The 25,607-nt window shown below is 71.3% G+C and carries 21 protein-coding genes; 8 read left to right on the top strand and 13 right to left on the bottom strand.

Translation table 11 applies throughout. From position 1 onward, the window contains the following. Nucleotides 1-88: 88 nt before the first annotated feature. From RKD20_RS32610 to rsmH, 10 genes are all read right to left on the bottom strand, one after another. Nucleotides 89-883 (bottom strand): cell division protein FtsQ/DivIB, encoded by a 795-nt coding sequence (locus RKD20_RS32610; protein WP_424880827.1) that lies wholly within the window; start codon nucleotides 881-883, stop codon nucleotides 89-91. A gap of 19 nt (nucleotides 884-902) precedes the next feature. Then, entirely contained in the window at nucleotides 903-1,997 is a 1,095-nt protein-coding gene (gene murG, locus RKD20_RS32605; protein ID WP_359421852.1) for an undecaprenyldiphospho-muramoylpentapeptide beta-N-acetylglucosaminyltransferase, read from the bottom strand. A gap of 6 nt (nucleotides 1,998-2,003) precedes the next feature. Continuing rightward, nucleotides 2,004-3,365, bottom strand: coding sequence for a putative lipid II flippase FtsW (gene ftsW / locus RKD20_RS32600; RefSeq protein ID WP_424880826.1), 1,362 nt, complete (start codon nucleotides 3,363-3,365; stop codon nucleotides 2,004-2,006). 20 nt (nucleotides 3,366-3,385) lie between these two features. Next, on the bottom strand, nucleotides 3,386-4,819 hold the full coding sequence (gene murD / locus RKD20_RS32595; RefSeq protein ID WP_424880825.1) for a UDP-N-acetylmuramoyl-L-alanine--D-glutamate ligase: 1,434 nt from the start codon (nucleotides 4,817-4,819) through the stop codon (nucleotides 3,386-3,388). Further along, on the bottom strand, nucleotides 4,801-5,874 hold the full coding sequence (gene mraY, locus RKD20_RS32590; RefSeq protein ID WP_352382888.1) for a phospho-N-acetylmuramoyl-pentapeptide-transferase: 1,074 nt from the start codon (nucleotides 5,872-5,874) through the stop codon (nucleotides 4,801-4,803). Before mraY ends, murD begins: the two co-directional genes overlap by 19 nt. Beyond that, the gene (locus RKD20_RS32585) at nucleotides 5,871-7,271 is read right to left on the bottom strand and encodes a UDP-N-acetylmuramoyl-tripeptide--D-alanyl-D-alanine ligase (protein ID WP_020119904.1); all 1,401 of its coding nucleotides are present in this window, start codon (nucleotides 7,269-7,271) and stop codon (nucleotides 5,871-5,873) included. The genes mraY and RKD20_RS32585 overlap by 4 nt, the downstream gene beginning before the upstream one ends. Before the next feature lie 4 nt (nucleotides 7,272-7,275). Then, a complete protein-coding gene (locus tag RKD20_RS32580; protein WP_424883377.1) occupies nucleotides 7,276-8,796 on the bottom strand; it encodes a UDP-N-acetylmuramoyl-L-alanyl-D-glutamate--2,6-diaminopimelate ligase in 1,521 nt (506 codons plus the stop codon). A 234-nt stretch (nucleotides 8,797-9,030) separates the two neighbouring features. Further along, the gene (locus RKD20_RS32575) at nucleotides 9,031-11,007 is read right to left on the bottom strand and encodes a peptidoglycan D,D-transpeptidase FtsI family protein (protein WP_424880824.1); all 1,977 of its coding nucleotides are present in this window, start codon (nucleotides 11,005-11,007) and stop codon (nucleotides 9,031-9,033) included. Between the two features lie 5 nt (nucleotides 11,008-11,012). Beyond that, the gene (locus tag RKD20_RS32570; RefSeq protein WP_424880823.1) at nucleotides 11,013-11,576 is read right to left on the bottom strand and encodes a septum formation initiator family protein; all 564 of its coding nucleotides are present in this window, start codon (nucleotides 11,574-11,576) and stop codon (nucleotides 11,013-11,015) included. A gap of 51 nt (nucleotides 11,577-11,627) precedes the next feature. Next, complete coding sequence (rsmH, locus tag RKD20_RS32565) at nucleotides 11,628-12,584, bottom strand: 16S rRNA (cytosine(1402)-N(4))-methyltransferase RsmH (RefSeq protein WP_424880822.1); 957 nt, start codon at nucleotides 12,582-12,584, stop codon at nucleotides 11,628-11,630. Nucleotides 12,585-12,937: 353 nt separating this feature from the next. Between rsmH and RKD20_RS32560 the strand changes: the two genes are divergently transcribed. The 4 genes from RKD20_RS32560 to RKD20_RS32545 all read left to right on the top strand — a co-directional run bounded on the left by RKD20_RS32560 (nucleotide 12,938) and on the right by RKD20_RS32545 (nucleotide 18,601). Next, nucleotides 12,938-13,543 (top strand): beta-class carbonic anhydrase, encoded by a 606-nt coding sequence (locus RKD20_RS32560; protein ID WP_424880821.1) that lies wholly within the window; start codon nucleotides 12,938-12,940, stop codon nucleotides 13,541-13,543. A gap of 248 nt (nucleotides 13,544-13,791) precedes the next feature. Beyond that, a complete protein-coding gene (locus RKD20_RS32555; RefSeq protein ID WP_351988006.1) occupies nucleotides 13,792-14,826 on the top strand; it encodes an AAA family ATPase in 1,035 nt (344 codons plus the stop codon). After that, entirely contained in the window at nucleotides 14,826-16,193 is a 1,368-nt protein-coding gene (locus RKD20_RS32550; RefSeq protein WP_424880820.1) for a DUF58 domain-containing protein, read from the top strand. Before RKD20_RS32555 ends, RKD20_RS32550 begins: the two co-directional genes overlap by 1 nt. Continuing rightward, on the top strand, nucleotides 16,193-18,601 hold the full coding sequence (locus RKD20_RS32545) for a transglutaminase TgpA family protein (protein ID WP_424880819.1): 2,409 nt from the start codon (nucleotides 16,193-16,195) through the stop codon (nucleotides 18,599-18,601). The genes RKD20_RS32550 and RKD20_RS32545 overlap by 1 nt, the downstream gene beginning before the upstream one ends. Nucleotides 18,602-18,754: 153 nt before the next feature. On the opposite strand, the gene RKD20_RS32540 is transcribed toward RKD20_RS32545, so the two are convergent. From RKD20_RS32540 to RKD20_RS32530, 3 genes are all read right to left on the bottom strand, one after another. Further along, nucleotides 18,755-19,150: a DUF3040 domain-containing protein gene (locus tag RKD20_RS32540; RefSeq protein WP_391187674.1), complete on the bottom strand. Its 396-nt coding sequence runs from the start codon at nucleotides 19,148-19,150 to the stop codon at nucleotides 18,755-18,757. A 277-nt stretch (nucleotides 19,151-19,427) separates the two neighbouring features. After that, nucleotides 19,428-20,198 (bottom strand): methyltransferase, encoded by a 771-nt coding sequence (locus RKD20_RS32535; RefSeq protein ID WP_424880818.1) that lies wholly within the window; start codon nucleotides 20,196-20,198, stop codon nucleotides 19,428-19,430. Nucleotides 20,199-20,353: 155 nt separating this feature from the next. Continuing rightward, nucleotides 20,354-20,923, bottom strand: a complete 570-nt coding sequence (locus tag RKD20_RS32530; RefSeq protein WP_424880817.1) for an SAV_6107 family HEPN domain-containing protein — start codon at nucleotides 20,921-20,923, stop codon at nucleotides 20,354-20,356. 180 nt (nucleotides 20,924-21,103) lie between these two features. On the opposite strand from RKD20_RS32530, the gene RKD20_RS32525 reads away from it, so the two are divergent. The 4 genes from RKD20_RS32525 to RKD20_RS32510 all read left to right on the top strand — a co-directional run bounded on the left by RKD20_RS32525 (nucleotide 21,104) and on the right by RKD20_RS32510 (nucleotide 25,598). Next, the gene (locus RKD20_RS32525) at nucleotides 21,104-21,859 is read left to right on the top strand and encodes an ATP-binding cassette domain-containing protein (protein WP_424880816.1); all 756 of its coding nucleotides are present in this window, start codon (nucleotides 21,104-21,106) and stop codon (nucleotides 21,857-21,859) included. Further along, entirely contained in the window at nucleotides 21,831-23,915 is a 2,085-nt protein-coding gene (locus RKD20_RS32520) for a YhgE/Pip family protein (RefSeq protein ID WP_424880815.1), read from the top strand. The genes RKD20_RS32525 and RKD20_RS32520 overlap by 29 nt, the downstream gene beginning before the upstream one ends. Nucleotides 23,916-23,962: 47 nt before the next feature. After that, nucleotides 23,963-24,595, top strand: a complete 633-nt coding sequence (locus tag RKD20_RS32515) for a TetR/AcrR family transcriptional regulator (protein WP_424880814.1) — start codon at nucleotides 23,963-23,965, stop codon at nucleotides 24,593-24,595. Between the two features lie 388 nt (nucleotides 24,596-24,983). Continuing rightward, complete coding sequence (locus RKD20_RS32510; protein WP_424880813.1) at nucleotides 24,984-25,598, top strand: DUF4126 domain-containing protein; 615 nt, start codon at nucleotides 24,984-24,986, stop codon at nucleotides 25,596-25,598. The last annotated feature ends 9 nt before the right edge of the window (nucleotides 25,599-25,607 follow it).

The raw sequence follows: 25,607 nt of genomic DNA, 5'->3' as shown, positions 1-25,607 counted from the left end.
AACACGCCGAACCTCCCGTTTTTCTTTTCACCCTATGTGATCAGCCGTAGCAGTGCCCAACCAGGGTGCTGGCCTGCGCTGATGTGCGTCAACTCCCCGATGACGCGGGGGCGGTGGGAACGCTGACGTCGAAGTGCCGCGCATCGGGGGCGGCTTTCATGAGAGCGGTGAGCGTACGGGCCTTGGCGGCACCGTTCTCGCCGCTCCCCCAGGCGACGGTGCGACCGCCCCTCAACTCCAGCGAGATGTCGTCGTACGAACGCACCTTGACGGAACGGGTCGCGCGCGCGACATCGATCGGAATGTCACCCGCCACGCGCACCGCTTCGCGCACGAGCCGGGACTCGCCGAAGCGGCGCAGGCTCGCGGCGCGGGTGTCCGGCCGACCGAGCGTCAATTCCAGTGCGGGAACGCCTTTCGGGGCCACGGGAACCGTGGCGAATCGGACACCTTCGTCGTCCACTTCGACAAAGTTTCGGCCCTTTTGGACAAGCAGAACCGGAGTACGCTCAGTCACTTTCAGCCCGATTCCATGCGGCCAGGATCGAGCGACATCAACCGAGTCAATTCGGGGCAATTTCCGGCGCAGTCGCGCGTCGATCGCGTCGGTGTCGACGGAAATCAGCGGCGAGCCGACCGGGACGTCCGCGACCTCGCGGACCTGTTCCGGAGTCAGCACCAGGGTTCCCGAGACCGAGACGCGCTCAACGCGGAACCACTGGGAGCCGTACAACAGCCCGAAGGCACCCGCGGAGAGAAACGCGAACGCCACGGCAAGGATGATGATCATACGAAGCCGACGCGCCCTCAACCGCCGGGCGGGAGGCGGGCCGGACGACTCCTGCTGGCGTTCACCGCGCTCGGCGGTCGTCGATCCGGCCACGCGCACTCCCTCTTCCTGGCTACTGGCGTCGGTGCGAGGCGATCGCCTCGTACACCATGCCGACGAGCAGGTCGTCGGCGTCCCGGCGGCCGAACTCGGCGGCGGCGCGGGACATCTCGTACAGCCGGTGCGGGTCGGCGAGCACGGGCAGGACGTGACCCCGTACCCATTCGGGCGTCAGTTCCGCGTCGTCGACCAGCAGTCCGCCGCCGGCCTTGACCACCGGCTGGGCGTTCAGCCGCTGTTCGCCATTGCCGATGGGCAGCGGGACGTAGGCGGCCGGGAGCCCGACGGCGGAGAGTTCGGCGACGGTCATCGCGCCCGCGCGGCAGAGCATCATGTCGGCCGCGGCGTACGCGAGGTCCATCCGGTCCAGGTAACTTACCGGGATGTACGGGGGCATTCCCGGCATCTGCTGTACATGCGGCAGTTCGTTCTTGGGACCGACCGCGTGCAGGATCTGGATCCCGGCCTGCTGGAGCAGGGGCGCGACCTGCTGGACGACCTCGTTGAGGCGCCGGGCGCCCTGCGAGCCGCCGGAGACCAGCAGGGTCGGCAGGTTCGGGTCGAGGCCGAACAGGTGCCGGGCCTCGGGGCGGACGGCGGCCCGGTCCAGGGTGGCGATGGTGTGGCGCAGCGGGATGCCGATGTAGCGGGAGTTGCGCAGCTTGCTGTCCGGCGTGGCGACGGCGACCTGGGCGGCGTACCGGGACCCGATCTTGTTGGCGAGGCCGGGACGGGCGTTGGCCTCGTGGACCACGATCGGCACGCCGAGCCGCTTGGCGGCGAGGTAGCCGGGCAGCGCCACGTAGCCGCCGAAGCCGACGACCGCGTCGGCCTTCGTGCGCTCCAGGATCTGCTCCGTGGCCTTGATCGTGCCACGCAGCCGGCCCGGGACGGTGATCAGCTCGGGGGTCGGCTTACGGGGCAGCGGGACGGCCGGGATGAGCGCGAGCTCGTAGCCGCGCTGTGGGACGAGCTTGGTCTCCAGGCCCCGTTCCGTGCCCAGGGCCGTGATCCCCACGGTCGGGTCCTGCCTGCGCAGGGCGTCCGCGAGGGCGAGCGCGGGCTCGATGTGGCCGGCGGTCCCCCCACCGGCGAGTACGACATGCACCGAAATTCACCGCTCTCCGGACGAACGCGCCGATGGGGCGCGCCGTCTCATCGTGTTCCATCTCCGAGGCCCCCGTGCCGGCACGGCGCCTCCCGCCCGCTTTCTACCAAAGCGGGGTTGCCGCATCGAAAGCGCCGCCCGCGCAGCGGGATCGTCACGCGCGAACGCGATCAGCAGCCCGATGGCGAACATGGTCGGCAGCAGGGCGGACCCTCCGTAGGAGAACAGCGGGAGCGGGACTCCGGCGATCGGCAGCAGACCGAGCACCGCACCGATGTTGATCACTGCCTGAGCGGTGATCCAGGTGGTCACGCCTCCCGCGGCATACCTCACGAAGGGGTCCTCCGTGCGTCCGGCCACGCGGATACCCGCATAGCCTAGAGCCGCGAAGAGAGCGAGTACCGACAGCGTCCCCGCAAGGCCCAGTTCCTCACCGGTGACGGCGAAGATGAAGTCGGTGTGGGCTTCGGGTAGTTGGCCCCATTTCTCCACACTGGCACCGAGCCCGGAGCCAAAGATTCCGCCGGAGGCCAGGGCGTAGATGCCGTGCACGGCCTGCCAGCAGTCGGCGCCCCCCGACCTGGGCTCGGTGGCCCCGATGCAGGCGAGCCGGGCCATGCGGTTGGGGCTGGTCTTGATGAGGATCATCCCGATCAGCCCGGCGATCGACAGCACCCCGACGAACAGCCGGGTCGGGGCCCCCGCGAGCCACAGCAGGCCGAACAGGATCGCCGTCAGGATGATCGCCGTGCCCATGTCGCCGCCGAGCATGATCAGCCCGAGCAGCAGGAAGGTGACCGGGACGAGCGGCACCAGCATGTGCTTCCACTGGGTCAGCAGCTTCTTGTCCTGCTTGCGGGCGAGCAGGTCGGCCGCCCACAGCACGAGGGCGAGCTTGCCGAACTCGCTGGGCTGGATCTGGAAGGAGCCGCCGAGCGAGATCCAGTTCTGGTTGCCGTTGACCGACATCCCTATCCCCGGCACCTGCACCAGGGCCATCAGGAAGACCGCGCCCGCCAGGATCGGGTAGGCGAGCGCCCGGTGCAGCTTGACCGGCATCCGGGAAGCGATCAGCAGCAGTGCGGCACCGATGACGGCGGCCAGGAACTGCTTGCGGAAGAAGAAGGATCCCGGCAACGACATCTGCAGAGCCGTGATCTGGGAGGCCGAGTAGACCATCACCAGCCCGAGCACGGTGATCAGGAGACTGCCACCGAGGATCAGGTAGTAGGCGGTAAGCGGCCGGTCCCAGGCCTTTCGCGCGCGCGTGTAGAGCCGTTGTACGGGGTTCTCGGGCAGGGACCGGGCGACGGCGGGGCGTCGGGCCGCCCGCTGCACGGGCGGCCTGCCGGTTCGGCTGGTGGGCATCAACGCCTCCGCTACGTCGGTCAGGAGCCGAGTTCGCGAACCGCCTCCGCGAACGCGTCACCGCGCTTGTTGTAGTTGGCGAACATGTCCATCGAGGCGCAGGCCGGGGCCAGCAGCACCGTGTCCCCTGCGACGGCGAGGCGGGAGGCCTCCTGGACAGCCGCGAGCATCGCCCCAGTGTCGGTCCGGTCGAGGTCCACCACGGGTACTTCCGGGGCGTGTCGCGCGAGGGCTTCACGGATCAGGGCGCGGTCCTGGCCGATGAGCACGACACCGCGAAGTCGCTTTGCCGACTTGGCGACCAGTTCGTCGAAGGTGGCGCCCTTGGCGAGCCCGCCGGCGATCCACACGATCGACTCGTAGGCCGCCAACGAGGCTTGTGCCGCGTGGGTGTTGGTGGCCTTGGAGTCGTCGACGTAGGCGACCGCGTCCACGTCGGCCACGTGGGAGATGCGGTGGGCGTCCGGGGTGAAGTCCCGCAGCCCGTCCCGTACGGCCCTGGCGGGCACCCCGAATGCGCGTGCGAGGGCCGCCGCCGCAAGGGCGTTGGCGATGTTGTGCGGGGCGGGCGGGTCGACGTCGGAGACCTCGGCGAGCTCCTGGGCGTTCTTGTGCCGGTCCTCGACGAAGGCCCGGTCGACCAGGATGCCCTCGACGACACCGAGTTGGGACGGTCCGGGGGTGCCGAGGGTGAAGCCGATCGCCCGGCAACCCTCCTCCACGTCCGCCTCGCGCACCAGGTCCTCGGTGGCCTTGTCGGCCACGTTGTAGACGCAGGCGACCCGATTGCCCTCGTAGATGCGGCCCTTGTCGGCTGCGTACGCCTCCATGGAGCCGTGCCAGTCGAGATGGTCGGGGGCGAGATTGAGCACGGCGGCGGAGTGGGCGCGCAGCGAGGGCGCCCAGTGGAGCTGATAACTCGACAACTCCACGGCCAGGACGTCGTACTGCTCGTCGCCGAGGACCGCGTCCAGGAGGGAGACGCCGATGTTGCCGACGGCGGCGGTGCGCAGCCCCGCGGCCTTCAGGATCGACGCCAGCATCTGGGTGGTGGTCGTCTTGCCGTTGGTGCCAGTGATCGCGAGCCAGGGGGCCGCGTCGGGGCCCCTGAGACGCCAGGCGAGCTCCACGTCGCCCCAGATCTCCAGACCGGCCTCACGGGCCGCTGCGAAGAGCGGCTTGTCCGGCTTCCAGCCCGGCGCGGTGACGACGAGTTCGGTGCCCTCGGGCAGGGTCGCACCATCGCCGAGACGCACGGTGATGCCCAGCGCCTCCAACTCGGCGGCCTGCTCACGCGCGCGTGCGTCGTCGCCGTCGTTGACGACCGTGACGTGCGCCCCGCGCGCGTGCAGCGCCCTGGCCGCCGGGATGCCGGAGACACCGAGTCCGGCGACGGTGACGTGCTTCCCCTGCCAGTCGAGGTGCTCCGAGGAGGTCACTTTTCTGCTGCCCATCCCGCGTAGAAGAGACCCAGGCCGACGATCACGCAGATGCCCTGGATGATCCAGAAGCGGACCACCACGAGGACTTCGGACCAGCCCTTGAGTTCGAAGTGGTGCTGGAGCGGGGCCATGCGGAAGACGCGCTTGCCGGTGAGCTTGAAGGAGCCGACCTGGATGACCACCGACATGGTGATGAGGACGAACAGGCCGCCCATGATGGCCACCAGCAGCTCCGTGCGGGAGAGGATGGCCAGGCCGGTGAGGACACCGCCGAGCGCGAGCGAACCCGTGTCACCCATGAAGATCTTGGCCGGCGAGGTGTTCCACCACAGGAAGCCGAGGCAGGCACCCATCAGTGCCGAGGCGATGACCGCCAGGTCGAGGGGATCCCGTACCTCGTAGCAGGCACCCGGGTTGGTCAGGGTGCCCGCGTTGGCGCAGGACTCCTGGAACTGCCAGACGCCGATGAAGGTGTAGGCGCCGAAGACGAGGACGGAGGCGCCGGTGGCGAGGCCGTCCAGACCGTCGGTGAGGTTCACGCCGTTCGACATCGCGAGGATCATGAACAGCGCCCAGACCACGAACAGGATCGGGCCGATCTTCCAGCCGAAGTCGGTGATGAACGACAGCTTGGTGGAGGCCGGGGTGTTGCCGCGGGCGTCCGGGAACATCAGCGCGAGCACCGCGAAGCTGATGCCGACGATGAGCTGACCTGCCATCTTCGCCTTGGCCCGCAGGCCCAGCGAACGCCGCTTGACGATCTTGATGTAGTCGTCGAGGAAGCCGACCAGGCCCATGCCGCACATCAGGCCGAGCACTAGCAGACCCGAGTAGGTGGGCGGGAAACCGGTGATGACCTTGGACAGGAAGTAGGCGACGACCGTCGCCAGGATGAAGGCGATACCACCCATGGTCGGCGTACCGCGCTTGCTGGCGTGCTCGCGCGGGCCGTCGTCCCGGATGTACTGGCCGTAACCCTTGCGCGCGAGCAGCTTGATCAGCAGCGGGGTGCCGACCAGGGTCAGAAAGAGGCCGATGACTCCTGAGAACAGGATCTGCTTCATCATCGGGCGGCAACCTCACCCTCGGCGTCGAGCAGCGCCTGGGCGACGCTCTCCAGGCCGACCGAACGGGACGCCTTCACGAGGACGACGTCTCCCGGGCGCAACTCACTGCGCAGCAGGTCGACCGCCGCCTGTGCGTCGGACACGTGCACCGACTCCTCACCCCACGAACCCTCGTTATATGCGCCCAGTTGCAGCCAGGACGCTTCCCTGCCCCCGACCGCGACGAGCTTGCCGACATTGAGCCGGACGGCGAGCCGTCCGACCGCGTCGTGCTCGGCGAGCGCCTCGTCCCCGAGCTCGGCCATCTTGCCGAGCACCGCCCAGGTCCGCCGCCCCTTGCCCATCGCCGCGAGCGCGCGCAAGGCCGCTCGCATGGACTCGGGGTTCGCGTTGTAGGCGTCGTTGACGATGGTCACGCCGTCCGGGCGCTCGGTGACCTCCATACGCCAGCGGGAGAGGGAGCCCGCCTCGGAGAGCGCGGTGGCGATCTCGGTTGCGGACATGCCCAGCTCATGGGCGACGGCGGCCGCGGCGAGCGCGTTCGACACGTGGTGCTCACCGTACAGGCGCATGGTCACTTCGCTTGCACCGGAGGGTGTGTGAAGCATGAAGGCAGGCTGTCCGCTGTCCGTGAGTCGTACGTTCTCGGCGCGTACGTCCGCTTCGCCGGACTCTCCGAAAAGGATCACCTTCGCCTTCGTACGGGACGCCATGGCCCGTACGAGAGGATCGTCGGCGTTGAGGATCGCCGCACCCTCCGCGGGCAGCGCCTCCACCAACTCGCCCTTGGCCTGCGCGATCTGCTCGCGGCCGCCGAACTCGCCGATGTGCGCGGAGCCGACGTTGAGGACCAGGCCGATCTTCGGGGGCGTCAGATCCGTGAGGTAGCTGATGTGGCCGATCCCGCGGGCGCCCATCTCCAGGACGAGGAACTTCGTCTCCTCGGTGGCGGTGAGCGCGGTGAGCGGCAGCCCGATCTCGTTGTTGAGCGAGCCCGGCGTGAACACCGTCGGCGCCTTGCTCCGGAGCACCTGGGCGATGAGGTCCTTGGTGCTGGTCTTGCCGGCCGAGCCGGTGAGGGCGACGAGGGTCGCGCCGAGCCGTCGTACGACGTGACGCGCGAGGGCGCCGAGGGCCGTCTGGACGTCCTCGACGACGATCGCGGGCACGCCGACGGGGCGCTGTGCCAGCACGGCCACCGCGCCCGCCCGGACGGCCTGGTCGGCGTAGTCGTGGCCGTCGACGCGCTCCCCCACGAAGGCGGCGAACAGGCTGCCGTCCTTCACCTGCCGGGAGTCGATGACGACGGGCCCGTGCACCTGCGCCGACGGATCCGGTATGTCATGCGTCTGCCCGCCGACGACTGAGGCGATCTCGGCGAGAGAGAGGGCGATCACAAGTTCATCCCTGGGTCTTCTGGATGGCTTCTCGAAGCACCTGGCGGTCGTCGAAGGGACGGACCACCCCGGCGATGTCCTGGCCCTGCTCGTGGCCCTTCCCGGCGACCAGTACGGTGTCGCCCGGCCGCGCGCGGGCGACTGCTGCGGCGATCGCGGCGGCCCGGTCCTCGAAGACCTGGACCTCGCCACGCTCGTGTGCCGGTACGGACGCCGCGCCCTGGAGCATGGTTGCAAGAATCGCGAGGGGATCCTCGGAGCGGGGGTTGTCGGAGGTCAGTACGGCGGTGTCGGCGAGGCGGGCCGCGGCCGCGCCCATGGGGCCCCGCTTGGTCGTGTCACGGTCGCCTCCGCAGCCGAGCACGATGTGCACCTTGCCCTCGGTGACCTTGCGGAGCGCCTTGAGCACCGACTCGACGGCGTCGGTCTTGTGGGCGTAGTCCACGACCGCGAGGTAGGGCTGCCCGGCGTCCACGCGCTCCAGGCGGCCCGGCACGCCCGGTACGGCGGCGACGCCGTCGGCGGCGGTCTGCGGGTCGAGGCCGGCCGCGGCCAGGGCGACGATCGCGGCGAGGGTGTTCGCCACGTTGAAGGGGCCCGCGAGCGGAGACCTGGCGGCGATCCGCTCGCCCTTGGGGCCGATCACGGTGAACGTCGAGTCCATGGGACCGACTTCGACGCCCTCGGCACGCCAGTCGGCGTCGGGGTGGCCCTCCGCGGAGTAGGTGACGACCGGGACGGTGGCTTCCTTGGCGAGCCTGCGGCCGTACTCGTCGTCGAGGTTGACGACGCCGAGACGGCTGCGTTTCGGCGTGAAGAGCTGCGCCTTGGCCCGGAAGTAGTCCTCCATGTCGGAGTGGAACTCCATGTGTTCCGGGCTGAGGTTGGTGAAGACGCCGATGTCGAAGACGCAGCCGTCGACCCGGCCGAGGACCAGTGCGTGGCTGGAGACCTCCATGGCGACCGCCTCGACCCCGCGCTCGCGCATGACCGCGAACAGGGCCTGGAGGTCGGTGGCCTCGGGCGTGGTGCGCTCGGACTTGATGCGTTCGTCGCCGATGCGCATCTCGACGGTGCCGATCAGGCCGGTGGACCTGACCCCCTTGAGACCGCCCTCGACGAGATACGCCGTGGTGGTCTTGCCGGAGGTGCCGGTGATCCCGATCTGGAGCAGGTCCCGGCCGGGGTCGCCGTAGATCGTGGTGGCCAGTTCGCCCATGCGCGCGCGTGGGTCCTCGACGACCAGTACCGGAAGCCCGGTCGCGGCGGCGCGCTCGGCGCCGGTCGGGTCGGTCAGCACCGCGACCGCGCCGAGGCCGACGGCCTGGGTGACGAAGTCGGCGCCGTGCAGACGGGCGCCGGGGAGGGCGGCGTACAGGTCGCCGGGGCGGACGGCACGCGAGTCATGGGTGATCCCCGTGACCTGCGCGGCCTTCTGCGGCGGCTCGGCACCCAGCTGATCGGCGAGCTCCGCGAGGGGTGTTGCGGAGACCCGGACCGGCCGGGGCGGTCCCGGATAGGTCACGGGTGCGCCCTTCTGGGTGGTTTGGGACTGATCAGCGTGTGGCACGGCGGTGAGCGTACCGGGCGCACCCGCTTCGGAGCGAAGTGAGGGGCGGGGGGCGCCCTGGTTCCCGGCGTCGGAGGTGATCGTCGTCACGAGGTGGGTCCTGGTGGCCTTTCCGAGGTGCTGATGAGGTGCTGATGAGATGCAGGCGATGTGCGGGCTGGGTGTCCGCCGGTGCTGACGCCGTGCTGGTCAGGGCGTGTACGACACGGGCAGCTTCGCGGCCTTCGCCCCCGTGGGCGGGACCTGGAGGGTCTTCAGGGCGAACTCCATGACCTTCTTGTAGACGGGTCCGCAGATCTGGCCGCCGAAGTAGCTGCCGCTGGTGGCGTTCTGGATGGCGCAGTAGACGGTGATCCGGGGCTTGTCGGCGGGCGCGAAGCCGGCGAACGACGACGTGTAGCCCTTGTACTTGCCGGTGGCCGGATCCACACGGTTGGCCGTGCCCGTCTTGCCCGCGACCCGGTAGCCGGGAATGCGTGCCTTGGTGCCGGTGCCCTCCTGGTCGTCCACGACGGACTCCAGCATCTGAGCCAGCGTCTTGGCCGTCTTCGCGCTGACGACCCTTGTCTCCCTGGGCTTCGCGGCGGGTGTGAAGCGTCCGTCGGGCCCCTTGGTGCCGCGCACGAGCGTGGGTTCGACGCGGACACCGCCGTTGGCGATCGTCGAGTAGACGGACGCGGCCTGCATGGCGTTGAGGGACACACCCTGGCCGAAAGGAATCGTGAACTGCTGCGAGGTCGACCAGTCCGCGGGCTTGGCCAGGATGCCCGGGGTCTCGCCGGGGAAGTCGAGCCCGGAGTAGCGGCCGAGGCCGAACTTGCGCAGGTAGGAGTACAGGACCTGGTTGGCCTGCGCCTGGGTCTTGCCGAGCTGGCCGGTCGCCAGGATGGTGCCGATGTTGCTGGACTTGGCGAGCACGCCGTTGAGCGTGAGGTACCAGGTCTCGTGGTCGATGTCGTCCTTGAAGAGCCGGTCGCCGCGGTGCAGCCGGTTGGGCACGATCACATGCGTGAGCGGGGTGGCGACGCCCTGTTCCAGGACGGCGGCCATCGACATGACCTTGGCGGTGGAACCGGGCTCGTAGGCGTCCTGGAGGGCCGCGTTGCCCATGTTCACCGTGCTCGCCTTGGACAGGTCGTTGGGGTCGAAGCCGGGCGAGTTGGCCATGGCGAGCACCTGGCCGGTCCGCGTGTCCTGCACTATCACGTACCCGCGGTCCGCCTTGGACTCCTTCACCTGGTCGGTGATCGCCTGCTGGGCGGCCCACTGGATGTCGCGGTCGATGGTGAGCTCGACATCGCTGCCGGGCACCGCGGGGGTCTCCGTGGAGCCCACGGTGGGCACCTGCCGGCCGCCCGACTGGGCGTAACGGATCTTGCCGTCCTTGCCGGCCAGCAGGGAGTTCAGCTGCTGCTCGACACCGCCGCCGCCCTTGCCGTCGGCGTTGACCCAGCCCAGTATCCCGGCGGCGAGATCGCCGTTCGGGTACACGCGCTTGGTCGTCGGCACGGACAGGACGCCCGCGAGGACGTTGGCGGTGCCGGGGTCGGTCTCGCTCTTGGTGGCGAGCGCGGACCTCAGGTCCTTGATCTGCTTCCAGACCTGCGGGGTCTGCCGGTTGGCGAGCAGGACGTAGCGGAGCTTCTTGTCCTTGGGCCGCAGCTTCTTGACGATCGTCTCCTGCTCCTGCCCCAGGATCGGGGCGAGCAGGGCGGCGGCCTGCTCGGGGCCGTCGTCGATCTTGAGCTGCTTGCGGGTGAACAGCGTGGGGTCGGCCGTGATGTCGTACGCGTCCTCGCTGGTCGCGAGGGCCACACCGTCGCGGTCGGTGATCCCGCCGCGCTCGGCGGCGAGCGTGTAGCCGACGTACCGGTTCTGCTCGGCCTTGGCGGCGTACGTGCTCGCGTCGACGGCCTGCACCTGGAGCAGTCGTACGACGAAGGCGGCCAGCACCAGCGTCAGCGCGAGGCCGACCAGCCGCAGCCGGGGGCGGGGGCTGCCCAGGCGGATGGTCTTGGGGGCCGCGGGGCGGGGCGCCGACGGGCGGCGGGCCGGTCGGGCGCCGGGGCCCGGGCGCGCCCGGCCGACGGGGCGGGCGGAGCGCTCGGGGCGCGCGGGGCCCGGCACGCGGCGGCGCGGCGGTTGCCTGCCGAAGTCGTCGGACACTTCCGTCACCTGCCGGGGGTCGGGGTCGTGGGGAGCGGGACGTCCGAGGAGACGGTCTCGGGGGCTTGTACGACGTCCTCGGGGGCCCGGACGACCGTCTCCGTCGGGGTGGGGCTGACCGCCGGCGCCGGGACCGCCGTGCTGTCGAACGCCTCGGGCGCGAGGACGAGCGGCATCCGGTAGGAGAGCGGTTCGGCGTCGGAGGCGGGGGACGGGACGCCCTTGACGGTGCCGTCGGGGTCGAGGAAGGCCGGGTCGCCGCCGGGCACCATGCCGAGTTCCCGGGCGCGGCGCAGCAGGGCGTCGGGCGCGGAGTAGGCGTCGATGTCCCGCTGCAGGCCCTGCTGCTCGTCGGTGAGGCTCTTGGTGTCCTTCTGGAGGTCGGCGAGCTTGAACGACCCCTCGCTCAGCGCGGAGTTCAGCACCAGCAGCCCGATGAGGCCGCCGCCGAGCAGCAGGACCACCAGGAGCACGAAGGGGGTGCGGGCCGCCTGTCCGGGGCTCGCCGTGCCGGGGAGGAGACGCGCGAGACGAGCCGCCCTCCCTCTCAGTTCGGGTTTCCTACGCACACACCCTCCGGTGAGTCCGGTTTCCCAACCCACTGACGCGCCTCACGCACTTCACTCGATGTCCTCCCTGATGCGCTCGGCGCCTCTGCAACGCGCCGGAGCGGCCCGCCGGTTCTCGGCGATCTCTTCCTCGGTGGGAAGTTCGGCACCGCGCGTGAGCAGCTTGAGCCGGGGCTGGTAGCGCTCGGGGACGACGGGCAGCCCGGGCGGGGCGGTGGTGGCGGCGCCGGCCGCGAAGACCTGCTTGACCAGCCGGTCCTCCAGCGAGTGGTACGACAGCACGGCGATCCGGCCGCCCACCGCGAGCGCCTTCACCGCGGCCGGGATCGCCCGCTCCAGGACGGAGAGTTCGCCGTTGACCTCGATGCGCAGGGCCTGGAAGGTGCGCTTGGCCGGGTTGCCGCCGGTGCGCTTGGCGGCCTGCGGCAGGGAGTCGCGGATCAGCTCGACGAGCCGCGCGCTGTTGGTGAACGGCTCCTTGTCGCGCTCGCGCACGATCGCGGACACGATCCGCTTGGCCTGCTTCTCCTCGCCGTACGCCCTCAGGATCCGGACGAGTTCGCCCGGCGGGTAGGTGTTGAGGACCTCGGCCGCGCTCATGCCGGTCGTCTGGTCCATGCGCATGTCGAGCGGGGCGTCCTGGGCGTAGGCGAAGCCGCGGTCGGCCTCGTCGAGCTGCATGGAGGAGACCCCGAGGTCGAAGAGGACGCCCTGCACGCGCGCGATGCCGAGCCGGTCGAGGACGTCCGGGAGTTCGTCGTAGACCGCGTGGACGAGGGTGGCGCGCTCACCGAAGGGCGCGAGCCGCTCGCCGGACAGGCGCAGGGCCTCCTTGTCACGGTCGAGGGCGACGAGCCGGGCCTCGGGGAACCGCTGGAGCAGGGCCTCGCTGTGGCCGCCCAGGCCGAGCGTGCAGTCCACGACCACCGACCCGGGCCGCTCGAGTGCGGGGGCCAACAGGTCCAGGCACCGCTGGAGCATCACCGGGACGTGTCGACTCTGGCTCAAGGGGCCCTCTCAGGTCCGGCACGGGCCGTACGCACCGCCGGGTCCCCGCCCGCTCATGAAGGGGAGGCCTGCCGGCGCCGGAAGCGTCAGTCGACCGGGAGCGGGAGGAGGCCGAGCCGTACGTACGCGCCGCGCACGTGGGGAGACCGTCCGCGCGCGAGCCGGGGTCTCCGGGGAAAGTCAGCAGGGAGGCCTCGCCTCCCGCTTCGCGTCACTTTAGTCCACGGTGTCTCGCGGTCAATCAACCGGCCTGCGCGTCGCGCACCGGCACGGACTCGACGCCTCAAAAGCATGGAAAACACCCGTTCGGGTGCACCCGATACTCTTGTGGGGTACCTCACACAGAAGACGTGATGACGCTCTTTTTCCCTTCTCACGGCAGGACCGCGACGGCGGTGACCAGTACCGTCATGGTTATGACGACTTCCGCATCCGTTCCCACCGAAGGCGCCATATCCCGCGACGGTGGCGTGACCGACCGCCTGGTCGACGCCAACGAGCGGTACGCCGCCGCGTTCAGCGATCCCGGCATGGACGCCCGCCCCGTCCTGCACGTCGCCGTCGTGGCGTGCATGGACGCCCGCCTCGACCTGCACGCCGCGCTCGGCCTGGAGCTCGGCGACTGCCACACCATCCGCAACGCGGGCGGTGTGGTCACCGACGACGTGATCCGCTCGCTCACCATCAGCCAGCGCAAGCTCGGCACCCGCAGCATCGTGCTCATCCACCACACGGGCTGCGGTCTGGAGGCGATCACCGAGGACTTCCGCAACGAACTGGAGATGGAGGTCGGCCAGCGTCCCGCGTGGGCCGTGGAGGCCTTCCGTGACGTCGACCAGGACGTACGGCAGTCCATGCAGCGGGTGCGCACCTCGCCGTTCCTGCTGCACATCGACGACGTGCGCGGGTTCGTGTTCGACGTGAAGACGGGTCTGCTGCGCGAGATCGACCCCGCCTGACTGCCGCCCTCACGGCCCGCCGTAGCTGTCGTTTCGCTGTTGATTTCAACCCTCGGGGTGCCCAAAACGCCGCAAGACCCGACATAGTGCAGCCAGTTGTCCACAGTCGAGTGACACGAATCGGTAACGGCAGCAAGAATGCGGGAGTGACGTCGCGCGGAACTATTCACGCGTGGTGTCCGTGATTCGGGGTGGGCCGGTTGCGCATCACAGCGTCGGCCCGGAAAGTACGGGCCGAGGAGGGCCGGGTGACCACCTATGACGATCGATCGAGCCTCACTGATCTGACCGCCGTCGTCGAGCGGGTTCGCAGTTCGGTGGAGGGCGTGATCGAGGGGAAGCCCGAGGTCGTACGGCTTTCACTGACCGTGCTGCTCGCCGAGGGACATCTTCTGATCGAGGATGTCCCCGGCGTCGGCAAGACCATGCTGGCCAAGGCCCTGGCGCGGTCCATCGACTGCTCGGTGCGCCGCATCCAGTTCACCCCCGACCTGCTGCCCTCGGACATCACGGGCGTGTCCATCTGGGACCAGCAGCGCCGGGACTTCGAGTTCAAACCGGGCGCCATCTTCGCCCAGATCGTGATCGGCGACGAGATCAACCGCGCCTCGCCGAAGACCCAGTCCGCGCTCCTGGAGTCGATGGAGGAGCGCCAGGTCACCATCGACGGTCAGACCTATGAGCTGCCCAGCCCCTTCATGGTGGTCGCCACGCAGAACCCGGTCGAGATGGAGGGCACCTACCCGCTCCCTGAGGCCCAGCGCGACCGCTTCATGGCCCGGGTCTCGGTCGGCTACCCGAGCGCGGAGGCCGAGCTGCAGATGCTCGACATCCACGGCGGGGCGAGCCCCCTGGAGGACCTTCAGCCGGTGGCGCACGCGCACGACATCGTGAAGCTCATCGAGGCCGTCCGCGGCGTCCACGTCGCCGAAACGGTCCGGCGGTACGCCGTCGACCTGGTCTCCGCCACCCGCACCCACCCCGATCTCAGACTCGGCGCGTCCCCGCGCGCGACGCTGCACCTGCTGCGTGCCGCCAAGGCCTCCGCCGCCCTCAGCGGCCGCGAGTTCGCGCTGCCGGACGACATCCAGGCGCTCGCCGTGGCCGTCCTCGCCCACCGTCTGCTGCCCACCGCCCAGGCCCAGCTGAACCGGCGCACCGCCGAGCAGGTCGTGCAGGAGATCCTCCAGCGCACCCCGGTCCCCGCCGCGCCCCAGCAGGGCGGACTCGGGATCGGCCGGACCGCGCCCGCGTATCCGCAGCAGCCGCCGCGGGGCCTGTGATGTCCACCGGGGTGCCCTCGGCCGGCGGCCCCGAGGCCGACCGGGGCGACAAGGGCGGGGTCCGCACGGCACTGGCCGGACTGACCACCCGGGGCCGCTCCTTCTTCGCCGCCGGCATCGCCGCGGCCGTCTGCGCCTACGTCCTCGGCCAGTCCGACCTGCTGCGGGTCGGCCTCCTGCTGGCCGTACTGCCCCTGGTCTGCGCCGCCGTGCTCTACCGCACCCGCTACCGGGTCGCGGGCAGCCGCAGGCTCTCCCCCGCGCGCGTGCCCGCCGGCAGCGAGGCCCGCGTCCATCTGCGGATGGACAACGTCTCCCGGCTGCCCACCGGCCTGCTGATGCTCCAGGACCGGGTTCCCTACGTCCTCGGCCCGCGCCCCCGCTTCGTGCTCGACCGCGTCGAGCCGGGCGGCCGCCGCGAGGTCTCCTACCGGGTCCGCTCCGACCTGCGCGGCCGCTACCCGCTGGGCCCGCTCCAGCTGCGCCTGACCGACCCGTTCGGCATGTGCGAGCTGACCCGCTCCTTCTCGACGTACGACACCCTGACCGTGATCCCGCGCGTGGAGGCGCTGCCCCCGGTGCGGCTGAGCGGCGAGGCCAGGGGGTACGGCGACGGACGGCAGCGCTCGCTCGCCCTGGCCGGCGAGGACGACGTGATCCCGCGCGGCTACCGCTACGGCGACGACCTGCGCCGGGTCCACTGGCGCTCCACCGCCCGCTACGGCGAGCTGATGGTCCGGCGCGAGGAGCAGCCCCAGCGCGCCCGCTGCACGGTGCTCCTGGACACCCGGGGCCTCGCCTTCGCGGGTGCGGGCCCCGACTCGGCCTTCGAGTGGGCCGTCTCGGGCGCCGCCTCCGTCCTGGTCCACATGCTCGAACGGGGCTTCTCCGTACGGCTGCTGACGGACACCGGCAACTCCGTGCCCGGCGAGGGCGCCGACGGCTTCGCGGGCGCGAGCCAGGGGACCGCTGACGCGGCCGGGCTGATGATGGACACCCTCGCGGTGATCGACCACTCCGACGGCACCGGCCTGTCGCGCGCGTACGACGTGCTGCGCCGCGGGAACGAAGGGCTGCTGGTGGCCTTCTTCGGCGACCTCGACGAGGAGCAGGCCGCGGTGGCTGCCAAGATGCGGCAGCGCAGCGGGGGCGCGCTCGCGTTCGTGCTGGACAGCGAGAGCTGGGTGCGGGAACCCTCCGACGTGCCCGGGCCGGTGGACGAGCGCGAGGCGCCGCTGCGGATGCTGCGGGAGTCGGGCTGGACTGCGCTGGGCGTGCCGCGGGGCGCCTCCCTCGAGGAGCTGTGGCGTCTCGCGGACCGCGAGCGCACGGGCGTCGGTGCGGCCGGCGCCGGGGAGGCGTCGTGATGAGCGGGCGGGGACGGCTGGCGCTGTGCGCGTGGGCGGCCACGCTGATGGCCGCGTGCGCCCTGCTGCCGCTGGTCGAGCCGGTCACCTGGATCGTGCAGGCCGCCTTCCTGCTCGGGGTGCAGACCGTCGTGGGCGCGGCGACCCGGCGGATCCCGCTGGCCCGTCCGCTGACGGTGGCGGCCCAGGCGCTCGTCACGCTGGTCATGCTGACCCTGATCTTCGCCCGTGACCAGGCCTTCCTCGGGCTGATCCCCGGCCCGGGCGTCCTGCTGCACTTCGGGGACCTGCTCCAGCAGGGCGGCGACGACATCGCCCGGTACGCGATCCCGGCGCCGCTGGCGTCCGACGGCATCAAGCTGATGGTCCTCGGCGGTGTCCTGATCGTCGGGCTCATGGTGGACACCCTCGCGGTGACCTTCCGCAGCGCGGCCCCGGCGGGCCTGCCGCTGCTCGCGCTGTACTCCGTCGCCGCGGGGCTGTCCGAAGGCCACGGCGACTGGTTCTGGTTCCTGGTCGCGGCGATCGGCTATCTGCTGCTGCTCCTGGCCGAGGGGCGCGACCGGCTCTCCCAGTGGGGCCGTGTCTTCGGCGGGGCGCCACGCTCCCCGGGCATGGACTCCGGGCCGGTGGCGCCGGTGCGCACCGGCCGGCGGATCGGCGTGGCGAGCCTCGGCATCGCCCTCGTGGTGTCGGCCGTCCTGCCCTCGATGAACGGCGGCCTCCTGGACGCCACCGGGGCGGGCGTGGGCGCCGGGAACGGCAGCGGCGGCACGATCTCCGCCGTGAACCCGCTGCTCTCGCTGCGCGACAGCCTGAACGTGGACGAGGACCGCCAGGTCCTGTCCGTACGGACCCAGAGCAACGACACCTCCGACCTGTACCTGCGGATCGTCTCCCTGGACGACTTCGACGGCCGGACCTGGAAACCGTCCAAGCGGTCCATCGGCGCCGTACCGAAGGACTTCCCCACCCCGATCGGCCTCGGCCCCGACGTCAACCGCACGGAGGTCAAGACGACCATCTCGGCGGCGAACTGGTACGAGCAGAGCTATCTGCCCATGCCCTACCCGCCCAGCGGCATCCAGGTCCGCGGCAACTGGCGCTACGAGCCCGAGGGCATGGCGCTCGTCGGCGACCACGGGCAGAACACGCGCGGCCTGACGTACGAGGTGAAGAGCCTGGACGTCGAGCCGACGGCCGAGCAGCTCGCCGCGGCACCCGCCGCGCCGCCGGCCATCGAGCGCGAGTACACCGACCTGCCGGACTCGCTGCCGGCGGTGGTGGCCAGGACCGCCCACGAGGTCACCGCGGGCGCCAAGAACCCCTACGAGCAGGCGGTCGCGCTCCAGGACTACTTCGCGGTGACCGGAGGCTTCGAGTACGACACCCAGGTACAGGTCGGCGACGGGCCCAACGCGATCGCCAACTTCCTGCGGGACAAGCAGGGCTTCTGCGTCCACTTCTCCTTCGCCATGGCGGCGATGGCCCGCTCGCTGGGCATTCCGGCCCGTGTCGCGGTGGGCTTCGCGCCCGGCACCCCGCAGGCGGACGGCTCGGTGTCGGTGGGGCTCAAGGACGCCCACGCCTGGCCCGAGCTGTACTTCGAGGGGGTGGGATGGACCCGCTTCGAGCCCACCCCGACCCGGGGCACGGTGCCCTCCTACACCGTCCCGGACGCCACCGGCAACGTCGACCCCGGTGCGGCGCGGCCCTCCGCGGGGTCATCCACGGCTCCGTCGGCCTCGGCCTCGGCGAGCGAGATCTGCTCGCCCCAGCTGCGGAAGCTTCAGGCGTGCGACAGCGCGTCCCCGGCGGCCGCGGCCGCCAAGGGCGGTGACGGCCCCTGGTGGGCCGTACAGGGCCAGTGGTGGTATCTGAAACTGCTGTTCTGGCTGTTCGTCGGACTGCTCGTGCTCTCGGTCCCCTCGGCGCCGATGCTGTGGCGGCTGCGCACCCGGCGGGTACGCCTGGGCGGGTACGGCCGCAGCGCCGAGGGGGCCGCCGCGCACACCCTCGCGGCCTGGCAGGAGCTGACCGACACGGCCTGGGACTTCGGGATCCCGCCGGACGACTCGCAGACGCCCCGCAGGGCGGCCGCGCGGATGGTGCGGCTCGGGCATCTCGACCCGCCGGCCGCGGCCTCGGTGCACCGGGTGGCGGACGCCGTGGAGCAGGTGCTCTACGCCCCGCGGCCCCGGCCGACGGCCGGACTCACGCAGGACGTCCACCAGGTGATCGGCGGACTGCGCGGCTCGGCCGGGCGGCGCACACGGGCGCGTGCACTGATCGCCCCGCGTTCCACCGCGAGGGTGGCGTGGGCGGTCTCGGAGTGGTGGGCGGGGGTCAGGACACGTGTGGCGGCGGCCCGGCCGACGCTGCGCAAGCCGTCGGGTCAGAGCGGCTGAAGAACGCCGCCCCGCAGGCGGCAGAACGACGGTGGCCCGGGCCTCTCGAAGGCCCGGGCCACCGTGCTGCGCGCAGGACATGCGTGAGGGGGTGAGCACCCGACTGGGTGCTCACCCCCTCAGAACATCTGTGGGAACTGCTTGCCGGGCCGGCTACTGGCCGCCCTGCTCGTCGCGGCGCTTCTGCCAGCGCTGCTCGATCCGGTCCATCACCGAGCGCTTCTGCCGCCCCTGACGACGGGCGTGCGGAGCGCCCGCGGCGGGTTGCTCGCCCGGCTTGGGGGCCTTGCGCCAGCCGGTCACGGCGAGCACCGCGCACCCCAGCATGACGAGGAAGCCCACCACGCTGAGCCACACCTGCTTGGCGACCATTCCAGCCATGAGGAGCGCGATACCCACGAGGAAGCCGGCGACCGCCTGGTAGACCCGCCGCCGGGTGTACGTACGCAGCCCGCTTCCCTCGAGCGCCGACGCGAACTTGGGATCTTCGGCGTACAGCGCTCGCTCCATCTGCTCGAGCATGCGCTGCTCGTGCTCCGAGAGCGGCACGGCGTCCTCCTCATCGTGCAGTCGCCGGGGCGACTCGGGGGGTCCCTTCAGGATAGGCAGGGAATCGCCCCCGTGAAACCCGCCCCTCTGCGCCAATTGGCCAACCGGATTCCGCCATGAAGGCTCCGGCTGCTGAATCTTGTCATTCCCCAGCGGCCGTCCCGTCATGCCGGGCGGTCTCCCTCGATCATACGGCGCTGAGCGCGCTATCGGGGGGCCTGTGGCGTACTCCATGTGCCATCAAGTACCTGATCAGCACTCCGGCACAGGGGGCGGCTCAGGCCTCGGCTGCCTCTCGCGTCTCACCGAGCACATGGAGCTGGGTGGCCACGGAGTGGAAGGCGGCGAGCTCGGCCGCCGCCTCCTCCAGCTTCAGCAGGGCTTCCAGGGCGCCGGGCTCGGTGTCCACGAGCACGCCGGGGACGAGGTCGGCGAAGACCCGCACGCCGTGCACGGCGCCCACGGTCAGGCCCGCGCCCTCGACGAGCGCGGTGAGCTGGTCGGCTGTGAAGCGGCGCGGCACGGGGTCGCCGTCGCCCCAGCGGCCGTTCGGGTCGTCGAGCGCCTGCCGGGCCTCCTTGAAGTGTCCGGCCAGGGCCCGCGCGAGCACGGCGCCGCCGAGACCGGCGGCGAGCAGGCTGAGGACGCCCTCGGGGCGCAGGGCGGCCACCACGTTGCGTACGCCTTCGGCCGGGTCGTCCACGTACTCCAGGACCCCGTGGCACAGCACCACGTCGTAGCCGCCGCGCTCGGCCACGTCGAAGAGACCGTGGGCGTCTCCCTGGACGCCGCGCACCCGGTCGGCGACATCGGCCTCGGCGGCGCGGCGCTCCAGGGCGAACAGTGCGTTGGGGCTGGGGTCCACGACGGTCACCTGGTGGCCGAGGCGGGCCACGGGCACCGCGAAGTTGCCGCTGCCGCCTCCGGTGTCGAGGACGTCCAGCGCCTGGCGTCCCGTGGCCTTGACCCGGCGGTCGAGGGCGTCCTGGAGGACCTCCCAGACCACGGCGGTACGGAGGGAGGCGCGGGGTCGCAGCGGGTCCGACACGACAGTTGACTCCTCGGCGCGCAGGGGAAGGATTCAAGCGTCTTCCACCCTATTGCCTCCGGTACCCCGCCTGGTCACTCAGGTGGCGTGCCCGGCCGCTCGTCTCGTACGGCGGACCCTGGCCGGCCCTGGTGACCCGTGACGCGGCACGCCGGTCACCCGGCGTCCGGAAAGCCTCGGTCGGTGCCGTGGCCGCTCTCCTGCGGACCCTCCGCGTCCTGGCGTGGCTGCGGCAGGACCGGCTGGAGCACCAGCATCCGCTCGACGAGGCGCAGGAACATCGCCACGTCGCGTATGAGGTCGTCCGCGTCCCGGCGGCCTGCCGCGCCCTGGATGCCGGCCTCGGCCCGGGCGCGGCGGCGGGCTCCGGAGGCGAACAGCGCGCTCCACTCGGTGAGCTCGGGCGCTATCTCCGGGAGCACTTCCCAGGCGCTCCGGATCTTGGCGCGGCGTCGGGGCGTCGGCTCCGGACGCCCCCGGGCGGCGAGCACGGCGGCCGCGGTGCGCAGGGCCGCGAGATGGGCCGTCGCATAGCGCTCGTTCGGCGTCTCCAGCGCCGAGGCCTCGTCGAGGCCTGCGCGGGCCTGGGCGAGCAGGTCGAGGGCGGCGGGCGGGGCCGTCGCCCGGCGCAGCACGGGGTGCACGTCGCTCGCCGGGCCGGTCAGTGAGGGGGCAGGGCCGGTGGCGCGGCGCCGACGGGCGGCGGCTGCGTGGTAGCTGGCCATGACGGGCCTCCTGTCGTCTGGTTGACGGCAGCTCGCGCTACGGAGTGCCGTATGTGCCCATCGTGAGGTATGCCACTGACAATCCGTTCTGACCTGCACTTTTGCTTCGATCGAAGGTTCGGGTTAGTTTTTGCACTGACCAGTCAGTTCAAAAAGTTCGCGATTCAAGAAGATCAGGGGGTGGCCGTGGACGGAGTCACTGTCACGGCCGAGGGTTTCGGTCTGAAGGGGCCCCGCGGCTGGGCGTTCCGCGGGATCGGCCTCGCCGCGGAGCCCGGCGCGTTGATCGCCGTGGAGGGGCCCTCGGGTTCCGGTCGTACGAGCCTGCTGCTCGCGCTCACCGGGCGGATGAAGGCCACCGAGGGGACGGCGAGCGTGGGCGGGGCCCGGCTGCCGAAGCAGCTCGCGGCGGTGCGCCGGTTCAGCGCGCCGGCGCACGTCGCCGGGGTCACCGACCTCGACCCGGCCCTGACCGTCGGGGAGCATCTGCGCGAACGGGCGCTGCTGCAGCGCCGGTTCGGCGACTCGGTGCGCGCCCTGCTGCGGCCGCGCGAGGAGCGTACGGCCGAGGCGAGGCTGCGGATCGACACCGCGCTGTCGGCCGCCGGGCTCGACCAGGAGGCGCTGCCCAAGGGCGCGCGGACCGCCGTACGGGATCTGGAACGCCTGGAAGCGCTGCGGCTGTCGATCGCCCTGGCGCTGATCGGCCGTCCGCGGCTGCTCGCCGTCGACGACCTGGACCTGAAGCTGTCCGACGCCGAACGCACCGAGGCCTGGGCCCAGCTCAGGTCCCTCGCCGCGGCCGGGACCACGGTATTGGCGGTGTGCAGCGAGGCCCCGGAGGACGCCGTGACGGTGTCCACCCGGCCGGCCGCCGAGAAGGACGAGACCAGTGAGGAGACCACCGATGCGTTCGCCGAGACTGGCCGCGCTTGAGCTGCGCCGCTTCGGCAGGGGGAAGCTGCCGCGCGCCGCCCTGGTGGCCCTGCTGGTGCTGCCGCTGCTGTACGGCGCCCTGTACCTCTGGTCCTTCTGGGACCCGTACGGCCGCCTGGACCGCATCCCCGTCGCCCTCGTGAACGACGACAAGGGCGCCACCGCCGACGGGAAGAAGCTGACCGCGGGCGACGACCTCACCAAGGGGCTGCGCGAGAGCGACACCTTCGACTGGCACGAGGTCGGCGCCGCCGAGGCGCGCGAGGGCGTCGAGAACGGCACCTATTACCTGTCGCTCACCATGCCGGCCGACTTCAGCCGGCGGATCGCCTCCAGCGCGGGCGACTCCCCCGAGACCGGCGCCCTCCAGGTCCGTACGAACGACTCCAACAACTACATCGTCGGGCAGATCTCCCGGACGGTCTTCGCCGAGGTGCGCCAGGCCGCGTCCACCAAGGCGTCGCGGTCCTTCCTGGACCGGATCTTCATCTCCTTCTCCGACATCCACGGCGCCACCGTGAAGGCCGCGAACGGGGCGGACGACCTCGAAGGCGGCATCGGCAAGGCGGAGAAGGGCTCCGAGGACCTCGCCGCGGGCCTTGAGCAGGCCAAGACGGGCAGCGGCAGGCTCTCCGACGGGCTGGCGAAGCTCGACAAGGGCTCGGGTGACCTCGCGGACGGCGCGCGGCAGGTCGCGGACGGCACCCAGAGCCTCGCCGACAAGGTCAACGGGGTCGCGGACAAGGCGGGCCCCTTCCTCAGGGACAACGAGGAGACCATCGGCGACACCGCCCGGCTCGTCGCCGACTCGGCCGGGGCCGTCCGCCACAACCTCGACACCCTGGTCAGGACCGCTCCGGCGGCCGCCCAGGGAGCACACAAGGCCGCCACCGCCCTGAACGCCGTCTACAAGGCGCGCTGCACGGACCCGGTGCTGCCGGACCCGGCCTGCGCCGACCTGAAGAAGGCCCAGCAGGCCGCCGCCGACGTGGCGAAGGTCGCCGACGACGTCAACGCGCTCGTCGCCGACCAGAACGGCGAACTGAAGAAGCTCGACGGCCAACTCGCCACGCTCCAGCAGCAGGCCCGGACCCTCGCCGAGCGGGCACCCCACCTCTCCGAGGACCTCGACGACGCCGTGGCGAAGATCAACAAGCTGAACCAGGGCGCCGGCAAGGTCGCCGCCGGCGCCAGGACGCTCCACTCCGGCCTCGGCACCGCGAGGACCGGCGCACAGGACCTGGACGCGGGCCTCGGCAGGCTCAAGACCGGGGCCGACACCCTGAGCGGCGGCATGTACAAGCTCGCGGACGGCTCCGGGAAGCTCTCCGACGGGCTGCACGACGGCGCCTCGCAGATCCCCGACTACGACAAGAAGGACCGCGACCGGCGTACCGACGTGATGGCCGACCCGGTCCAGCTGGTCTCCAAGGACCTGCACAAGGCGCCGAACTACGGCACCGGATTCGCCCCGTACTTCATCCCGCTGTCCCTGTGGGTGGGCGCGATGGTGGCGTACATGCTCATCACCCCGATGAACCGGCGTGCCCTCGCCGCCGGTGCCGGGGCCTGGCGGATCGCGCTGGCGGGATGGCTGCCCGTGGTGGCGATCGGAGTGCTCCAGGTCGTGGCGCTGATGTCGGTGCTGCACTGGGCGATCGGCCTCCAGATGGTGCGAGCGGCCGGAACCGTGGGCTTCCTGTTCCTGGTGACCGCATGCTTCGCGGCGATCGTCCAATGGCTGAACGCACGCTTCGGAGCGGCGGGCCGGATCCTCGTCCTGGCGCTGCTGATGCTCCAGCTGACGTCCGCGGGCGGCACCTACCCCGTCCAGACCAGCCCGGGGTTCTTCAACGCACTCCACCCCTTCCTGCCGATGAGCTATGTCGTCGAGGCCCTCAGGAGGCTCATCACGGGCGGCGGTCTCACTCCGGTGTGGCACGCGTGCGTTGTGCTCCTCGCCTTCACCGCGGGCGCCCTCGCGCTGACCGCCGTCTCGGCCCGTCGTCGGCAGGTGTGGTCGCTGGACCGGCTGCACCCGGAGCTGACCCTGTGAGCCCTTCCGCGACCTCAGGGGCGTCCTCACCTGTGAGAATCAGGACCATGGAAAGCAGCAGCGCCACGGCGGGCGTCAGTACGCGTCGCGAGGCCACCCGGCAGAAGCTCTACGAGGCGGCCGTCACGCTCATCGCCGAGCAGGGCTTCTCCGCCACCACGGTCGACGAGATCGCCGAGCGGGCCGGAGTCGCGAAGGGCACGGTCTACTACAACTTCGCGAGCAAGTCCGTCCTCTTCGAAGAGCTGCTGCGGCACGGCGTGGGCCTGCTCACCGCCTCTCTGCGGGAGGCGGCGGAAGCGACGGCCCGCGCGGGCGGCGGCAAGGTGGACGCCCTCGACGCGATGATCCGGGCGGGCCTCCTCTTCATCGACCGCTACCCGGCCTTCACCCAGCTGTACGTGGCCGAGCTGTGGCGCACCAACAGGGCCTGGCAGTCCACGCTCATGGTGGTCCGTCAGCAGGCCGTGGCGGTCGTGGAGGGCGTGCTGCGCGAGGGGGTGGAGAACGGCGAGTTCAGCGACGAGATCGACGTCCCGCTGACCGCCTCCGCCCTGGTCGGCATGGTCCTGGTGGCCGCCCTGGACTGGCAGTCCTTCCAGCCAGAGCGGTCCCTGGACGACGTGCACGCGGCGCTGTCGCGGCTGTTGCAGGGCCGGGTGAGCGGGCGCAGGGGCTGACACCGGGCCGACATGCGAAAGCGCCGGTCCGATGTGGCCGCGTCCCCCGCGGGCCACCTCGAACCGGCGCCTTCCCTGCTCCCCCGACCCCCCGTTTCCCCCGTCCCCCGTTGGGCCCCCGTTCGGTCGTTCCCCCGCTTTCCGGGTTCCCCCGTGCCTCGCTCCCGCCGACCTCGGCCGACGGAAGGAGCGGATCCGGGGCGGCTCCGTTCCGGCGCCCCGTGTCGCCGGTGCCGGAGCCGTTCCCCTTCGCCGTGCCCCCACTCTCTCGTCCACGCAGGTCGGGGCCCATCCGCGCGCGTACTCAACTCACCCACTAGGTACGCGTACTCAGGCCTGCGCGCTCACCCCCAGGACGGCTTGTCGCCGACTGGTTACGATCGCGTCCGTGTCCGTACTCCCCTTGGTGTTCACCAGCGGCTGGGCCAGCGGTGTCAACGCGTACGCGGTGGTGCTGCTGCTCGGCCTGTTCGGCGCGACGGGACTGAGCGACGACGTCCCCGAGACCCTGCAGCGCCCCGAGGTCCTCGTGGTGGCGGGCCTGCTGTTCCTGTGCGAGGCGGTGGCCGACAAGATCCCGTACGTCGACTCGGCGTGGGACGCGGTCCACACGGTGATCCGTCCCGTCGCCGGCGCCTGGGTCGGTGCGCTGCTCGCCGGTCAGAGCGGGTCGCTCTCCGACGTGGCCGCGGGCCTGATCGGCGGTTCGACGGCACTGGCCAGCCACACCGTCAAGGCGGGCACCCGCATGGCGGTGAACGCCTCCCCCGAGCCCTTCAGCAACATCGTCCTGAGCCTGGCGGAGGATCTCGGCGTCGCCGGCATCGTCACCTTCGCGGTGTTCCACCCGGAGGCGGCGGCGATCATCGCGGGCCTCCTGCTGGCGGCGGGACTGGTGGTGCTGTACTTCCTGATCTCCCGGATCCGCAGATTCCGGCACCGCCGGGCCCAGCGGCGGGAGGAGAGACGGCTGGCGGCACGCATGGAGCGACCACCGGTCTGACCGCGCCGC

This window comes from Streptomyces sp. SLBN-8D4 (assembly GCF_049739545.1).
GTDB lineage: Bacteria > Actinomycetota > Actinomycetes > Streptomycetales > Streptomycetaceae > Streptomyces > Streptomyces canus_C.
Note: the sequence above shows the minus strand (reverse complement) of the source record. Positions and strands in the feature narration are given on the sequence as shown.

Coding starts and splice junctions, on each gene's coding strand:
- ftsW (WP_424880826.1), bottom strand. CDS start 3,365: ATGCCCACCAGCCGAACCGGCAGGCCGCCCGTGCAGCGGGCGGCCCGA.
- murD (WP_424880825.1), bottom strand. CDS start 4,819: ATGGGCAGCAGAAAAGTGACCTCCTCGGAGCACCTCGACTGGCAGGGG.
- mraY (WP_352382888.1), bottom strand. CDS start 5,874: ATGATGAAGCAGATCCTGTTCTCAGGAGTCATCGGCCTCTTTCTGACC.
- RKD20_RS32560 (WP_424880821.1), top strand. CDS start 12,938: ATGACGCTCTTTTTCCCTTCTCACGGCAGGACCGCGACGGCGGTGACC.
- RKD20_RS32550 (WP_424880820.1), top strand. CDS start 14,826: ATGTCCACCGGGGTGCCCTCGGCCGGCGGCCCCGAGGCCGACCGGGGC.
- RKD20_RS32545 (WP_424880819.1), top strand. CDS start 16,193: ATGAGCGGGCGGGGACGGCTGGCGCTGTGCGCGTGGGCGGCCACGCTG.
- RKD20_RS32530 (WP_424880817.1), bottom strand. CDS start 20,923: ATGGCCAGCTACCACGCAGCCGCCGCCCGTCGGCGCCGCGCCACCGGC.
- RKD20_RS32520 (WP_424880815.1), top strand. CDS start 21,831: ATGCGTTCGCCGAGACTGGCCGCGCTTGAGCTGCGCCGCTTCGGCAGG.
- RKD20_RS32515 (WP_424880814.1), top strand. CDS start 23,963: ATGGAAAGCAGCAGCGCCACGGCGGGCGTCAGTACGCGTCGCGAGGCC.